Annotated in this window: 13 protein-coding genes and 1 pseudogene; 10 read left to right on the top strand and 4 right to left on the bottom strand. The window is 71.8% G+C overall.

Translation table 11 applies throughout. The annotated features are described in order from the left end of the window. Positions 1-30: 30 nt before the first annotated feature. On the top strand, positions 31-639 hold the full coding sequence (locus tag ACFVX4_RS14405) for a GNAT family N-acetyltransferase (protein WP_385552188.1): 609 nt from the start codon (positions 31-33) through the stop codon (positions 637-639). 50 nt (positions 640-689) lie between these two features. Here the strand turns inward: ACFVX4_RS14405 and ACFVX4_RS14400 are convergent, their stop codons facing one another. Beyond that, positions 690-2,207 carry an APC family permease gene (locus ACFVX4_RS14400; RefSeq protein WP_389976106.1) on the bottom strand — a complete coding sequence of 506 codons (1,518 nt, stop codon included), beginning with the start codon at positions 2,205-2,207 and terminating at the stop codon, positions 690-692. Between the two features lie 226 nt (positions 2,208-2,433). Here ACFVX4_RS14400 and ACFVX4_RS14395 point away from each other — a divergent pair, with 226 nt between their 5' ends. Beyond that, positions 2,434-3,186: a GntR family transcriptional regulator gene (locus ACFVX4_RS14395; RefSeq protein WP_389976103.1), complete on the top strand. Its 753-nt coding sequence runs from the start codon at positions 2,434-2,436 to the stop codon at positions 3,184-3,186. Between the two features lie 53 nt (positions 3,187-3,239). Beyond that, positions 3,240-4,442 carry an amidohydrolase gene (locus tag ACFVX4_RS14390; protein WP_389976101.1) on the top strand — a complete coding sequence of 401 codons (1,203 nt, stop codon included), beginning with the start codon at positions 3,240-3,242 and terminating at the stop codon, positions 4,440-4,442. 15 nt (positions 4,443-4,457) lie between these two features. Here the strand turns inward: ACFVX4_RS14390 and pcaB are convergent, their stop codons facing one another. Together pcaB and ACFVX4_RS14380 are read right to left on the bottom strand one after the other, a co-directional pair. Further along, a complete protein-coding gene (gene pcaB, locus ACFVX4_RS14385) occupies positions 4,458-5,819 on the bottom strand; it encodes a 3-carboxy-cis,cis-muconate cycloisomerase (protein WP_389976098.1) in 1,362 nt (453 codons plus the stop codon). 64 nt (positions 5,820-5,883) lie between these two features. After that, positions 5,884-6,651: a VOC family protein gene (locus tag ACFVX4_RS14380; RefSeq protein ID WP_389976095.1), complete on the bottom strand. Its 768-nt coding sequence runs from the start codon at positions 6,649-6,651 to the stop codon at positions 5,884-5,886. A gap of 150 nt (positions 6,652-6,801) precedes the next feature. Between ACFVX4_RS14380 and ACFVX4_RS14375 the strand changes: the two genes are divergently transcribed. From ACFVX4_RS14375 to thrS, 3 genes and pseudogenes are all read left to right on the top strand, one after another. Then, a complete protein-coding gene (locus ACFVX4_RS14375; protein WP_389976092.1) occupies positions 6,802-8,514 on the top strand; it encodes an FUSC family protein in 1,713 nt (570 codons plus the stop codon). Beyond that, the gene (locus ACFVX4_RS14370) at positions 8,511-9,017 is read left to right on the top strand and encodes a MarR family winged helix-turn-helix transcriptional regulator (RefSeq protein WP_389976089.1); all 507 of its coding nucleotides are present in this window, start codon (positions 8,511-8,513) and stop codon (positions 9,015-9,017) included. The genes ACFVX4_RS14375 and ACFVX4_RS14370 overlap by 4 nt, the downstream gene beginning before the upstream one ends. 224 nt (positions 9,018-9,241) lie before the next feature. Continuing rightward, positions 9,242-10,462, top strand: a pseudogene (thrS, locus tag ACFVX4_RS14365) (threonine--tRNA ligase); the annotation flags it as partial. A gap of 106 nt (positions 10,463-10,568) precedes the next feature. On the opposite strand, the gene ACFVX4_RS14360 reads toward thrS, so the two are convergent. Next, positions 10,569-11,396, bottom strand: a complete 828-nt coding sequence (locus tag ACFVX4_RS14360; RefSeq protein ID WP_389976087.1) for an IclR family transcriptional regulator — start codon at positions 11,394-11,396, stop codon at positions 10,569-10,571. Between the two features lie 431 nt (positions 11,397-11,827). Here ACFVX4_RS14360 and ACFVX4_RS14355 point away from each other — a divergent pair, with 431 nt between their 5' ends. The 4 genes from ACFVX4_RS14355 to ACFVX4_RS14340 are packed head-to-tail and all read left to right on the top strand — an operon-like array spanning position 11,828 to position 14,835. Then, positions 11,828-13,468, top strand: a complete 1,641-nt coding sequence (locus ACFVX4_RS14355) for a sensor histidine kinase (RefSeq protein WP_389976084.1) — start codon at positions 11,828-11,830, stop codon at positions 13,466-13,468. Then, complete coding sequence (locus ACFVX4_RS14350; RefSeq protein WP_093896207.1) at positions 13,465-13,872, top strand: roadblock/LC7 domain-containing protein; 408 nt, start codon at positions 13,465-13,467, stop codon at positions 13,870-13,872. Before ACFVX4_RS14355 ends, ACFVX4_RS14350 begins: the two co-directional genes overlap by 4 nt. After that, positions 13,869-14,240 carry a DUF742 domain-containing protein gene (locus tag ACFVX4_RS14345; protein WP_389976081.1) on the top strand — a complete coding sequence of 124 codons (372 nt, stop codon included), beginning with the start codon at positions 13,869-13,871 and terminating at the stop codon, positions 14,238-14,240. The genes ACFVX4_RS14350 and ACFVX4_RS14345 overlap by 4 nt, the downstream gene beginning before the upstream one ends. Continuing rightward, on the top strand, positions 14,221-14,835 hold the full coding sequence (locus ACFVX4_RS14340) for an ATP/GTP-binding protein (protein ID WP_389976078.1): 615 nt from the start codon (positions 14,221-14,223) through the stop codon (positions 14,833-14,835). Before ACFVX4_RS14345 ends, ACFVX4_RS14340 begins: the two co-directional genes overlap by 20 nt. Positions 14,836-14,871 lie beyond the last annotated feature (36 nt).

Below are 14,871 nucleotides of genomic sequence, written 5' to 3'. Positions count from 1 at the left end.
GGGGTTCCGTCCCCGTGCGATGATGCGCCCATGCCGTACTTGGTGCCGCCCCACCTTCCTCCGGGTCGCCTCGCGGACTCCGCCCAACCGGCTCTTGCCGTCGCCGACGACCTGCTGCTGCGGCCGTGGCGGCAGGAGGACGCACCGACCGTCGTCGCCGCCTTCTCCGATCCGGCGATCCAGCACTGGCATCTGCGCCGGGCCGACACCGAGGACGAGGCGCGCGACTGGATCGAGCAGTGGCGGGACGCCTGGTACAGCGAGACCGCGGCCCATTGGGCCGTCGTACGCCCCGAGGGGGCCGGCGACGGGATCGGGGAAGTGCTCGGCCGGGTCTCGCTCCGCTCCCTGGTGCCGGAGATCGGTCTGGCGGAATGCGCCTACTGGGTGCTGCCGGCCGCCCGCGGACGGGGCGTGGCGCCCCGGGCCGTCTCGGCGCTCGCACACTGGGCCTTCGACGAGATCGGATTCGAGCGGCTCGAACTCGCGCACTCCGTGCTGAACGAGGCGTCCTGCCGGGTGGCGGCCAAGACGGGCTTCGCCCTGGAGGGCACCCGGCGCCACTCCCATCTGCACGCCGACGGCTGGCACGACATGCATCTCCACGCCAGGCTCCGCGGGGACGACGCGAACGGCTGACCGCCACGGCGGCGGCGCCGGCCGTTCGGCTGTCCGACAGGCGCCGCCGCTCAGTCCCGTTCGACGTCCACCTCGGTGAGCCGCGCATACCGCCCGGGGTCGGAGCGACGGATGCGCAGCGCCACCACGACCCCGGCCACGAGAACCACCGGCAGCGGCACCAGCAGCGCCACATTGACCGCACCCGTGCGCCCGGTGAGCAGATCGAAGTGGAGCGTCGCGAGCACCGACAGGACGGCGAGACCCACGAAGGCGATCAGCGGTGCGACCGCGACCCGCCAGACCGACATGCCGCACCGGTCGCGGCGGAAGAAGAAGCAGACGGCGAGCGCGGCCAGCGCCTGCATGATCATGATGCCGAGCACGCCGGTGCTGTTGGTCCACAGGAAGATCTCGGAATACGGATCGGCACCGATCAGCGCACCGCCCCCCACGATCACCAGGCCGAAGGCGGTCTGTACCACGACCGCCGTCACCGGTGAGCCCTGCCGGGGCGAGACCCGGCCCAGACGGCGCGGCAGCAGACCCTCGCGGCCCAGGGCGTAGAGGTAGCGGGCCGCGGCGTTGTGGAAGGCGAGGGTGGCGGCGAACGCGCTGACCACGATCAGTACATGCATGGAGTCGGCGAGCCACGGGCCGACGAACCGGTCGGCCGCGTGGAACGTCAGCTGCGGGCCGTCCGACGACCGGGCCATCGCGACCGACTCGTCCGTGCCGAAGCTCCCCATCAGGATCCACACCCCGACGGCGTAGAACAGCGCCAGGAATCCGATCGCGACAAAGGTGGCGCGGGGCACCGTACGGTCCGGGTCGCGTGCCTCCTCGGCGTAGATCGCGGTCGCCTCGAAGCCCGTGAACGCGCCGATGACCAGGACGAACATCCCCGCCATACCGCCGGAGGAGGCCAGCACGGACGGGTCGAAGGACGTGATGTCCAGGGCGTCGGTACCCCGGGCCGCCAGCACCCCGACGTCCATCACCAGCAGCACCAGGACCTCCAGGACCAGTGCCACCCCCAGCACCTTCGCGCTCAGTGTGACCCGCAGCCAGCCCAGTACGCCGGTGCCCAGCACGCAGAGGGTCGACAGCGGCCACCAGGGCAGCTCCGCACCGGTGAGATCGCTCACGGTCGTCGAGGCGAAGTAGCCGAAGCCGGCCGCGACACCAGGGGCGACGAGGTTGTACGAGAGCGTCGCCAGATAGGCCGTGGCGACGCCGAGCGTGCGGCCGAGGCCCCGGGCGACGTACGCGTAGAAGGCTCCGGCATTGCGTACGTAGCGGCTCATTGCGGTGAACCCGGCGGCGAACAGCACCAGCAGCGCACCGGAGACCAGATAGCCGAGCGGGGTGCCCGGACCGCCGATGCCGATGGCGAACGGCGCGACACCGGCCAGCACGGTCAGTGGCGCGGCCGCGGCCACGACGAAGAAGACCAGATCGAAGGTGCCGATCTGCCCCTTGGCGAGGCTCCCCGCCGGACCGCCGGACGGTGGGGCGGCATTCGGCAGGCCGGGGGAGGAGGGGGAGGGAGAGGCGGGCGGCGGGACGGCCGTCGAGGGTTGTGTCATCGGTGGTTCCTCAGGTGCGAACGGGCGGCTGGACGCCGAAGCCGATGCCTGCTCCAGGCATGGGTCAGCGGAAAAGACCAGTTCAGGGCGCATCGATTGGGCGCGGCGCTCAAGCTATCTGGTATACCGAATACCAAGCAAGGGTCTACGGGAGCTTTCCGGAATCTGCGATGATCGCGGCACGGGAGCCGGAAGAGACCGGCTCCGACGGGCAGGAAGCGAGTCCATGAGCAGCAGCCGAACCGCCGGCCTCACCGCCACCGGCACGATCGGTGCGGCACATCAGTCGCTGCGCGACCAGGTCTATGTGGAATTGCGCGAGAGGATCATCGACGGCCGCTACCCCTCCGGGCACCGCGTCGTCGAACGGGAACTCGCGGACGAGCTGGGGGTGTCCCGCATCCCCGTACGGGAGGCCATCCAGCGACTGGAGACCGAGGGATTCATCGCGGCTCAGGCACGAAAGGGCGCGTTCGTCGCCCCGCTCGGCCCGGTCGAGGCCGCGGACTTCTTCGACATCCGGGAACACCTGGAGGCGCTGGCGGCCTCGCTGGCCGCCCGGCGCGCGGACCGGGACGGCCTGCGCACCCTGGAGCGGCTCCTGGACCGCGCCCGCCGCGCCGCGGACTCCTCCCGCCGGACCCGCGAACTGGGCTCGGTCCATGCCGACTTCCATCAGCAGATCGTCGTCATGTCCGGCAATCCGCTGCTCCAGGGCCTGATGGCGCCGCTGGACGGCCGGCTGCGCCGGCTCTTCAGTCTCACCTCCGAGCCGGGCGACGGTCCCGTGATGTGCGGCGAGCACGAACTGCTCTACGAGGCGATCAGGAGCGGCGACGCGGAGGCGGCGGAACGGATCGCCCGCCGTCATGTGGCCGGAACGCGCGAGACCGCGATGCAGATGCTCGCCGCAGCCGCCACCACCGCTGACACCACCACCGCCGCACCGGCGGATCCAGGTCCCCGGCTCCGGCCCTGACCAGCACGCCCCCCGCGCACGACGTCGCGCACCACCGAAGGAGACCCCGCCCCATGGCGACGCCCGCCCCCGCCCGCCCCCATGTCCTGTTCACCGCCGTCCTTTCCCCCGATGGGCGTACCCGTGACCTGCTGGTCTCCGACGGCCGGATCGCCGCGTACGACCCGGCGGAGCTGCCCGACGGCTGCCTGACCGTGGACGCCGCGGGAGCCCTCGCCCTGCCCTCGCCCGTCGACGCGCACATCCACCCCGACAAGTCGACCTGGGGCGGGCCCTGGCTGAGCCGCGAACCCGCCGGGACGCTCCGTGACCTGATCGAGGGCGATGTACGGGCCAGGACCGCCTTCACGACCCCGGTGGAGGAGCGGGTCGGGGCGCTCATGGACCGGGCCGTCGCCCGTGGCGCCCGCGCCATGCGGGCCCATGTGGATGTCGCCCCCGTCCACGGCCTCTCCGGGGTGCACGGGGTGCGGGCGGCGGCCGATGCCCGCAAGGACCTCCTCGACGTCCAGATCGTCGCCTTCCCCCAGCTCGGCCTGTTGAGCGAGCCCGGCACCGCGGAACTCATGGAGCAGGCCCTGTCCGAGGGCGCCGACATCGTCGGCGGTCTCGACCCGATCGGCATCGACGACGACATGGAGGGCCAGCTGGACTTCGTGTTCGGGCTGGCCGCCCGCAAGGGCGTACCGGTCGACATCCATCTGCACGACGGCGGGCCCGTCGGGCTGCGCCAGGTCACCGAGATCGCCCGGCGTACCGTCGCCGCCGGGATGCAGGGACGCGTCGCCATCGGCCACGCCTTCGCCGTTGCCGAGCTCGGGGGCGACGAACGCGACGCCGTCGCGGCGCGGTTGGCCGACGCCGGTGTCTCCCTGGTCACCTGTGCCCTGGGCGGCGACCCGGTCCTGGATCCCGCACGGCTCACCCCGCACGGCGTGCGGGTCGCCGTCGGCTCGGACGGCGTGCGCGATGCCTGGACGGCGTTCGGTGACGGCGACATGCTCGGCCGGGCCCATCTGCTGGCCTACCGCACGGATGCCCGCACCGATGCCGAACTCGCCGCCTGCTACGAGGCGGTGGCCCAGGGCGGCGCCTCCTTGCTCGGACTGCCCGCCTCCCGGCTGGAGACCGGGGACCCGGCCGACTTCGTCCTGGTGGCCGCCGGTTCGCTGCCCGAGGCCGTCGTGGACCGCCCGATCCCGTCCCTGGTCGTACGCGCCGGCCGGGTCATCGCCCGCGAGGGCCGGCTGATCTGAGGCGCACCGGACCGGTCAGCCGCGGTCGAGCGCGCGATCGGTGAGGGAGCCCGCGCATCCGGTGTACCGGGCGGGGTCGGTCAGTTCGCCCAGGTCGAGACCGGCGAGTTCGGGTTCCTCGTCGAGCACATCGGCGAGGACGTCGGCCAGGTCCGTGGTCTCCGCACGGGCCCGGTGGGCGGCGCCCACCAGCACCTCCCTGGCGCGCGTGCGGCCGATTCGTTCGGCGAACACGGCGGCCAGCCGCTCCGAGACGATCAGCCCGTCGGTGAGCTGGAGGTTCTCCCGCATGGCGTACGGGACGACGCGCAGTGTGCCGGTGAGCTCGGCGGCGCGGTGCGCGGCCCCGCCGACGAGCCGCAGCAGTTCGCGCAGCGGCTCCCACTCGGCGTGCCAGGCCCCGGCCGGACGCTCGTCCTCGGCGGCGAGCGAGCCGTACAGCGTCGCCGCCAGACCGGGGGCGCGACGGGCCGCCGCCGCGATCAGTGTGGCGTGCACCGGATCGGTCTTGTGCGTCATGGCGGACGATTCATCGCCCTGCCCCTCGGTGAGCTCGCCGATCTCGGTGCGGGACAGGTTGAGCACATCGGCCGCCATCTTGCCGAGCGCACCGGCCGTGAAGGCGAGCGCGCCCGCCAGGTCGGCGATCGGGGTACGCAGGGTGTGCCACGGCAACAGAGGTTCGGCGAGACCGAGTTCGCTCGCGAACGCCTGGATCAGGGGCAGCCCCGGATCGATCCCGTCGATGTCCTCGGTGGGCGCGTACGCCTCGAAGGCGGCCAACGTGCCTGCCGCGCCGCCGAGTTGTGCGGGCAGCGATTCCCGTACGGCCGAGAGCCGGTCCCGGGCGTCCAGGATCAGCGCCCGCCACCCTGCCGCCTTGAGTCCGAAAGTGGTCGGTACGGCGTGCTGGGTGAGCGTCCGGCCGGCCATCGGGGTGTTGCGATGCGCGGCGGCGAGCCGTGCCACCGCGTCCGCGGTCCGCGCCAGATCGTCGAGCAGCGGAGCCAGGGTCCGCGCGGCGACGAGCATGGCGGCGGTGTCGAGGATGTCCTGGCTGGTCGCGCCCCGGTGCACGTACGGCCGGACCTCCTGCTCCACCGCGGCGAGGAGGTCCATGACCAGCGGGACGACCGGATCGCCGTCCGCGCGTGCGCGCAGCGCCAGGTCCCGTACGTCGAACCGGCCCGCGTCGGCCGCCGCCGAGGTCACCGCCCGCCCGGCCTCCGCGGGGGCGAGCCCGCAGCCGGACTGGGCACGGGTGAGCGCCGCCTCGGCGTCGAGCATCGCCTGCAGAAAGGCGCTGTCGCCCGTGGTCGTCTCGGCGGGGGAGCCGGCCCACCCGGGGGCGAGCAGTCCGGCATCGCTCTCGTACATCGGCTGAACTCCAGGGGACCATGGGGCCTTTCGTTCGGATCGGACCGGATCCGAACGAAAGACTCTAACCTTCGTTGCCTGCCCGGTGGATGCCGAACACCGCACCCTGCGGGTCCCGTACGACCGCGATCCGCGGCCCGTCCGGAATGTCGGTCGGCGGCATCAGCAGTTCACCACCGGCTCCCTGCGCCGTCGCGGCCGTCGCGTCGACATCCGTCACGGCGAAGTACGGCAGCCAGTTCGGCGGCTCCTCCGGCGGGAACCTGTCGTCCATGATCAGCATCCCGCCGAAGTCCTCACCGGCCACGCCCCACTGCGTGTAGCGCTCCGGTGCGGCGTTCACCGTCCATCCGAAGACCGCGGGATAGAAAGCGAGCGCCGGGTCGGCCTCACGGGTGACGAGTTCGACCCAGCCGAGCGCACCGGGGTCGTTCAGCCGCTCGGCACCGGCGAAGGCGCGCGCCTGCCACAACGAGAACACCGCGCCGGACGGATCGGCGACGACCGCGAACCTGCCCTGGTCGAACACGTCCATCGGGCCCACCAGGAGCGAGCCGCCCGCCGACTTCACCTGCTCGACCGTGGCGTCCGTGTCCTCGGTGGCGAACGAGACCGTCCAGGCCGTCGGCTGACCCGGCTGGTAGATCGGGCTGAGCGCCGCCACTCGCGCGTCGCCGAGGTGCGCCATCGTGTAGCCGCCCGCCTCCTCGCGCGGATCGGTCTCGGAGCGCCAGCCGAAGAGTGCCGCGTAGAACGACTTGGCGGCCGGGATGTCGGGGGTGCTCAACTCGATCCAGCAGGGGCCGCTGGGCACGGGTTCGGTGAGCTTCATTCGGATTCCTCCGTGGGTGCGTGGGGCGCGTGGACGCGTACCTGTGCCTGCGCCTGTCCGTCCTTGCGCACTCGAACGCTATGACCTCGTGCGGGAGGCGGCCATCGGAGGGAAATGTTTTACGAGTGTAATACCTGCTAAAGTATTTGGGTGAGCGATACAACTATCCGGTCCCGGCAGCCCTCCGTCCGCAGACTCCCGCTGGCGGCTCCGCTGCGTCTCGCCCGGCCCTCGGACATGTGGTTCAAACCGGCGCTGAGCGTGGTCGTCGCCACCGCCGTACCGGATCTGGTGCTGCTCGCCGTCGACCGGCTCGACCTCGTGATGTACACGATGGCCGGTTCGCTCTGTGCGCTGTACGGCCACAACCTGCCGTACGCCCGTCGCGCGCGGGCCGTCGCCGGAGTCGTCGTCGCCATGATCATCGGCCTGGCGGCATCCCTGGTCGCGGCCTCTCTCACCGGGTCGACCGCCGTGCTGATCGCGGTGGGGGCGCTGCTCGCGGCGGGGCAGAAGACGCTCTGCGACGCCACCCGCATCGGTCCGCCCGGACCGGTGATCTTCACCTTCGTCACCTCCGCCGCGCTCTTCGCCCCACAGCGTCTCGGCCAGGTGCCGGGTCATCTCGCGCTGACCCTGGGCGCGGGCGTGATCGCCTGGCTGGTCACGGTCGGCCCCGCGCTCTTCCGCCGGGAGGGCCCGGAGCGCCGGGCGACGGCCCGCGCCCTCGACGCGGCCGCGGCGTACCTCGCCGACCCCGGCCACCGCACCCGGCACGCCGCCGCCGCTGCCGTGCACGCGGCCTGGCAGACCCTGCTCGCCGCCGGACGCCCCACTCCCGTACGCCGGGCGCTCGAACGCCTCGTCGTCCACGCCGAAGCCGCCCTCGCCGAAGGCACCCTCGACGCCTCCCCGGCCGTCCCCGCTCCCGCTCCCGACCTCGACCGGCTTCGCGCCTGGGCCCGGCAGACCCGCGCCCGCGGCCCCGTTCCCACTCCGCCGCCCGCCCCCGGCACGTCCGAGGAACTGTTCGGCATCGAGGCCGAACGGGCCGCCCGGCGCGGTGGCAGCCGCCGCGACGCCCGCCGCGCGCTGCTGCGCCGCCTCGCCCCGGGCTCCCCGCTGCTGCCCATCGGCGCCCGCGCGCTCATCGGCTGCGCCCTGGCCGGCTACGTCTCCCAGGCGGCCGGCGTCGGCCGTCCCTACTGGGCGATCGTCACCGCCGCCTCGCTGTACCAGGCAAATGTGACGTTGTCCTGGAACCGGGCCCTCCAGCGCACCCTCGGCAATCTGCTCGGCGTCCTCGTCTTCGCCGCCGTCCTCCCGGTCAGCCGCACCGGACCGCTGGCGCTCATCGGCTTCTGCCTGTTCTTCGGCTTCGCGGCGGAGGCCCTGATCACCCGCAACTACTGGCTCGGCTCCGTCGCCGTCACCCCGATGGCGCTGCTGGTCCTGGAATTCGGCGGCACCCACCCGGCCGGTGAACTCATCGGCGACCGGGTCCTGGACACCGTCATCGGCGCCGGGGTGGGCCTGCTCTCCGCCATGCTGGTGACCAACCGCCGGGCCGCCGGACGCCTGGAGAAGGCACTGGCCGCCACTGATCTGGCCCGCGCCCGCGCCGTACACGCGCTGGCCGTCCCGCAGCCCGCGCCCGCCGCGCTCGACGCCGCCCGCCGCGAACTGACCGGATCGCTCGTCGAGCTGCGCGAGGCGGACGACACCGCGGCGGGCGAATGGTGGCAGCGCGCCCTGCCCCAGGAGCAGGTCCTCGCCGCCGAGCAGGCCGGACACCGTACGCTCGCCGCGACAGCAACACGGCGGGGGTCGATCGCCCGCGCCCCGGAGAACGGAGCGGTGTGACCGACGACATCGTCGCCTCGGTGGTACGGCAGTGGCAGGCCGTCAACCCGGAGCTGGACACCGGACCGATGGAACTCATCGGCCGCATCAACCGCTGCGCGGCCCTGCTCCAGCAGGCGGAGGACGCCCCGCTGCGCGCCGCCGGTCTGACCCGCGCCGAGTTCGACCTGCTCGGTGCCGTACGCCGTACCGACCGTGAACTCACCCCCGGTGAACTGGCCAGGGAGACCTTCTCGTCCGGCGCCGCGGTCACCAAGCGCCTGCGGGTCCTCCAGGAGCGCGGTCTGGTCGACCGCCGCAGCGACGACCGCGACCGCCGCGTCAACCACGTTCGCCTCACCGAGCAGGGCCGCGAGCTGGTGGACATGCTGTTGCCCCGGCAGCTCGCGTACGAACGCACGGTGCTGTCCGGCCTCGACGAGCAGTCCCGTACCCGGCTCAGCGCCCAGCTCAGCGAGCTGCTGGTACAGCTGGAGGGGCGTATCGGCGGCGCCCGGCGCTGAACCGAGGGGAAGGCCCGCGGGGCGGTGCGAGGTCCGTGCCGACGGCGCCGGAAAATACCGCGCGGATGCCGGTACACCGCTGCTAGCGTCCACCGCATGAAGCGCGCTGCCATGACGACGACGCCGGAGAGTGTCCCGGCGCGCTGACAGCTGTGCAGTGAGAAGCCCCGGGCGAGTGCCCCGGGGCTTCGCCTTGCGGTCACCCGCCCGACGACCGCGAGGAGACCGCCATGCACGACCACCGCAAGCTCGGCCGCGAGCTGGGCCTGTTCGACACCGACCCGCTGATCGGCGCGGGACTGCCCTACTGGCTGCCCGACGGCGCCGCCGTGCGCCACACCCTGGAGGAGTACATCCGCACCGCCGAACGGCGGGCCGGCTACCGGCACGTGTACTCGCCGGTGCTCGGCAAGCGGGAGCTGTACGAGATCTCCGGGCACTGGTCGCACTACAGCGACGACATGTTCCCGCCGATGGACCTGGGCGGGGAACAGGTGGTGCTGCGGCCGAGCCTGTGTCCGCACCACGCGGTCATCTACCGTTCCCGCTCGCACAGCTACCGCGAACTGCCGCTGCGCATGGCCGAGCTGGGCGGCATGTACCGCTCCGAGCTCTCCGGAGTGCTCGGCGGACTGACCCGTGTGCGGTCCATCCAGCTGAACGACGCGCACATCTTCTGCACCCCGGACCAGGTGGCCGAGGAGGCGCGGGCCGCTCTGGAGCTGATCGGCGCGGCGTACCGGGCGCTGGGCATCAGCGCTGCCCGCTACCGTCTCTCCCTCCCGGGCGCGGGAGGCAAGTACGTCGACGACCCGGCGATGTGGCAGCGGTCCACCGCTCTGCTGACCGAGGTCCTCGACCGCTCGGGAGTGCCCTACGAGGCGGCCGAGGGAGAAGCCGCGTTCTACGGCCCCAAGATCGATGTGCAGGTCGCCGACGGCGCGGGCCGCGAGTCGACCCTGTCCACCGTGCAGATCGACTTCCATCAGCCGGTCCGGTTCGACCTGCACTACATCGGCGCCGACGGCGCGAAACACCGGCCGGTCATGGTCCACCGCAGCATCATCGGCAGTGTGGAGCGGGCCGTCGCCCATCTGATCGAGGCGCATGGCGGCGCCCTCCCCGCCTGGCTCGCCCCCACCCAGGTGGCGATCCTCCCGATCTCCGGCGCCGAACTGCCGGCCGCCGAGGCGCTCGCCCGGCAATGCGCCGACCTGGGACTGCGGGCCGAGACCGCCGGACCGGAGCGCGGTACCCTGGGCGCCCGCATCCGGGAAGCCCGCCTGGCGCCCTGCCAGGCGGTCATCGGGGCCAGGGAAGCGGCCGAAGGACACGTGGCCCTGCGCCTGCGCGACGGAACCCGGCTGGAGCCGCAGCCCGCGGACGAGGTTCTCGCCCGGATCGCCGCCCTGGTGGACGCGCACAGCATCGAACTCCGGGCGTAGGGACCCCGGCCGGCCCGGAAGTCGGAGCAGGCCGCCGGAGCGGACCACCGTGTTCGGGTGGTCCGCTCCGGCGCGCGCTCCGCCCCGGCTGCACGGCAGGGATCACTCAGACCGTGCCCAACAGCGCGGCGGACACGTGGAGTTCCTCGGCGCGACGGGCGAGCGCCGCGTCGTCGCCGCGGTCGGCGGGTGCCGATGCCATCAGGGCGAGCCGGTCGCGCCAGCTCGATCCCGCCAGCGGTACGGCCACGGTGTTCATGCCCTGGACCGACTCCCCGCGGCTGAGCGCGTATCCGCGGGAGCGGATCTCCTCCAGCTCGGCGAGCAGCGCGGAGCGCGAAGTGACGGTGCTCGGCGTGCTTGCCGCGGGCAGCTCCTCCCGCGGATAGAGGGCGCAGACCTGTTCCGTCGTCATCCGGGAGAGCAGCATCTTGCCGCCCGACGTGGCGTGGGCGGGGTGCGTACCGCCGACCCCCGGCATCACCCGCACCGGATGCGGGGACTCGCGGCCGTCGGTGACGACGATCCGGTCGCCGATCAGCGCCGCACTCTGCACCGTCTCGCCGGTGCGCCGCAGCGCGTCCTCCAGTACCGCTCCCAGCCGTTCGCGGACGGCCGTGCCGAATCCCGCCGGGCGGCCGAGCCGGACCAGCTCCGGACCGGCCGAGTAACCGCGGCCGGAGAAGTCCCGGATCGCGAAGCCGCGTCCCTCCAGGGTGCTGAGCACCCGGTGCGCGGTGGACCGGCCCACGGAGAGCAGCCCGGCGGCCTCGGAGACGGTGAGCGTGTCATGGGTGAGGAAGAGCTGCATCAGCCGGAGCCCGGTGTCCAGCGACTCGATGGTGTAGCCCCGATCGGGCCCCATGGTGTGTCCGTTCCCCTTCGGTTCCGGTGTCAGTTCGGTGACCCGGCCGTCCACCCGCCCATGAGTCATGAATGTGCTCCTTTCGATCCGGTTCGATCACATGTACGTCTATCCCGCGCTGCGGGACAGGATGGAGTGGCAGGCCGGGGGTGAGTCGCTCAACTGCCGCCGCTGCCACCGTACGTGCTCGGCAGGGTGGCCTGGCCGGGCACGTCGGTCGGCTCGGACGCTGTCCCGTTCTCCGGTACGTACGACTCCCTTCCTCGCCGGATCGCACCGGGCGTCACTCCTTGTGTGCGTGTGACGGCGGTGCGTGCAAAAACTCGTGAGTGTATTACCGCTGGAGCGCCCGCGCAGGGGGTTGGGTGAATGTGCCGAAGCACTGATTCGATCTGACTAAGCTCACGCGCAGTGAAGTCGAGTTGATATGAATTCGAGCGCTTGTTCATGACTGTCCTGCAAGCGTGCATACGTCCCGAATCAACCGCCAGAGGTCTTAGATGGTTCGTGTTGAATCACCGCCGATCGACCGGGAAACCCCAGTCGCTCGTGCCGTGTTGCTGCCCGTGCTCCTGATGGGCGGCGCCACCGCCGCCGCGGTGGCACTGGTTTCCGCGGCCGCGCGGATACCAGTCGTGTGGTGCGGCACCGTCGCCACCGTCGTGGCCGTCGCGTTGAGCGTCCAACTCGCCCGCCGGGCGCGCGATCTGCGTGCTCAGCGCGCGGTGTACGAACGGCGTTTCGCCGATCTGGAGCGGCGCATCGCCACCCATGACGACGAGACCGTGCGGATCAGCAAGGAACTCCTGCCGGCCGCCATCCACCGGCTGCGCGTGGGCAACTCGCCCGAGGAAGTGCTCCGCGACGTCGTCGACGCGGACGAGTTGTACCGCGACCTGCCGGACGCCCAACGCACCCTCGTCTACACGGTGCTGAACATCATCGACAACGAAGAGGCGATGCGTGACTCCGCGCAGCGCGCCTTCGTCAACGTCGCCCGGCGCGTCCAGGCGATCGTCCACCGCCAGGCGAGCGAACTGCGCGAGATGGAGGAGCACCACGGGCGCAACCCCGACGTCTTCGACGACCTGCTCCGCATCGACCACGGCACCGCACTGATCGGCCGCCTCGCCGACTCCATCGCGGTGCTCGGCGGCGCCCGGCCCAGCCGCCAGTGGCCCAAGCCCGTACCGCTGTTCAGCGTGTTGCGCGGCGCCATGTCGCGGATCCTGGAATACCCCCGCGTCGATCTGCACTCGATCGCCAAGGTCGCCATCATCGGCACCGCCGTCGAGCCGCTCATCCACGCCTGCGCAGAACTCCTGGACAACGCCACCCGCTACTCGCCCCCGCAGACCCGGGTGCACGTCACCGCCGTCGAGGTGCAGACCGGCATCGCCATCGAGATCGAGGACGGCGGCGTCTCGCTCAGCGAGGAGGCCCGCTCGCGGGCCGAGAACATGCTCGCCAGGGCCCAGGCCGGCTCCAACATGAACGACCTCGGTGAGTCCCCGCGGCTCGGCATGGCCGTCGTCGGCCGGCTCTCGCGGATGTACGACCTCCAGGTCTCGCTGCGGCAGTCCGCGTACGGCGGTGTCCGCGCCGTGCTCATCGTGCCCCGCGCGATGATCACCACCGGACCCGCTCCCGGTATCGCCCACGGCATCGGCGCCACGTCGAGGCCCACCAGCGACATCGACCAGGAGGCGATGAAGCACGTCGTGCCGGCCCGCCGCAAGCCCCGTACCCCCGTGGCCCAGCGACCCGCCACCGGGCCGGTCGCGCCGGTCACCCGGCCGGTCGTTCCTGCGGCCGCCATGGAGGACGACGTCCCCGTGGTGACCGAGTGGACCGCGGGCGGGCTCCCGCAACGCCGCAGTCGCGGCCGGGCGCCCCTGGGCTCGCACAACCTCCCGGCCCAGCCCGTCGACCCCACCGCAGGCCAGCGCAACGGCTACACCAACGGCCACACGAACGGCCACACCAACGGCCACGGTCATGGGCCCGGCGGCTCCGGCGGCAAGGAGCAGCCCCCCGGGCTCTGGCTGGAGGCCTTCACCAACGCGGTCAACGGCGTGCCGCAGGAGCCGAAGACCGACGAAGACTCTGACGATGCGTGGGACAAGGGAGACCTGAAGTGATCCAGCAGCGGGGAAACATGGACTGGATGCTCAAGGAACTGGCCGACGACGTACCGGACATCCACCAGATCGTGGTGCTCTCCGCCGACGGTCTGCGCATCGCCCGGCACGGCGGCGACCCCGACGTCGCCGACCGCCTCGCGGCGGCCTGTGCCGGACTGCAGAGCCTGGCCGCCGCCGTCGCCTCCGAAATCCCGTACAGCGACGGTCTCATGCGACTGGTCGTCATCGAAGTGACCGGTGGCTTCTTCTACCTGATGGCCGCCGGAACGGGCGCGTACCTCGCCGTCCTCGCCGGTGAGACGGTCGATGCGGGACTCGTCGGATCGCGGATGCGCGACATGGTCGTCAGGATCGGTGCCCACCTGACGAGTCCGCCGCGCCACGACGGGCAGGCCGGATGAATTCTCCCCGAAGAGAACGCCGAAAAGCCGATCCGGCACTGAGCGACCCGGAACGGCTGTACGTGATCACCGGCGATCCCGACGGCAGCGAGCGGGCACAGCTAGATCTGGTCACGATGATCGTCGCGCAGGCACAGCCGACGCCGACGGTCCAGCCCGAGCAGGCCGTGATCCTGCGGCTCTGCCAGGCACCGTTATCCGTCGCCGAGATCTCGGCATACCTCGGTCTGCCCTTCAGCGTGGTGACATCGCTCCTCACCGAACTCCTCGCTGCCGGATTCATCGAATCGCGCGCACCCATCGTCCGCGCCACCCTCCCGGACAGGTCCCTTCTCGAAGCGGTGATGCATGGACTTCAGAAGCTCTGACACGATCACCGGCCCCCGGCACGAGGACGTCCTTCCCACCACGGCGACAGCCGCGGTGAAGGTCGTGATCGTCGGCGGGTTCGGGGTCGGCAAGACGACCATGGTCGGTTCCGTCAGCGAGATCCGGCCGCTGACCACCGAGGAGACCATGACCCAGGCCGGTGTCGGCGTGGACGACAACTTCGGGGTGGAGAGCAAGACCGCCACCACCGTCGCCATGGACTTCGGCCGGATCTCCATCAGTGAGGAGCTGATCCTCTATCTGTTCGGCACCCCGGGCCAGGAACGATTCTGGTTCCTGTGGAACGGCCTGTTCGAAGGTGCCCTCGGCGCGGTGGTCCTCATCGACACCCGACGGCTCGAAGTCAGCTTCGACGTCATCGGGAGACTGGAGGAGCGCGGCGTGCCGTTCGTCGTCGCCATCAACACCTTCCCCGACGCCCCGAAACACCCCGTAGAGGCGCTGCGGAGCGCCCTGGACCTCTCCGAAGAGGTCCCGATGATCGACTGCGACGCCCGACTGCGCGGTTCCAGCCGCGACGTGCTGATGACCCTGATGCGTTATCTGCACAGCCTGGCCCTCCCGCTCGCCTGACCGCAGTACCAACCCCCGCGCGCATCCCCCATCGTC

This window comes from Streptomyces sp. NPDC058240, assembly GCF_042882135.1.
GTDB lineage: Bacteria > Actinomycetota > Actinomycetes > Streptomycetales > Streptomycetaceae > Streptomyces.
Note: the sequence above shows the minus strand (reverse complement) of the source record. Positions and strands in the feature narration are given on the sequence as shown.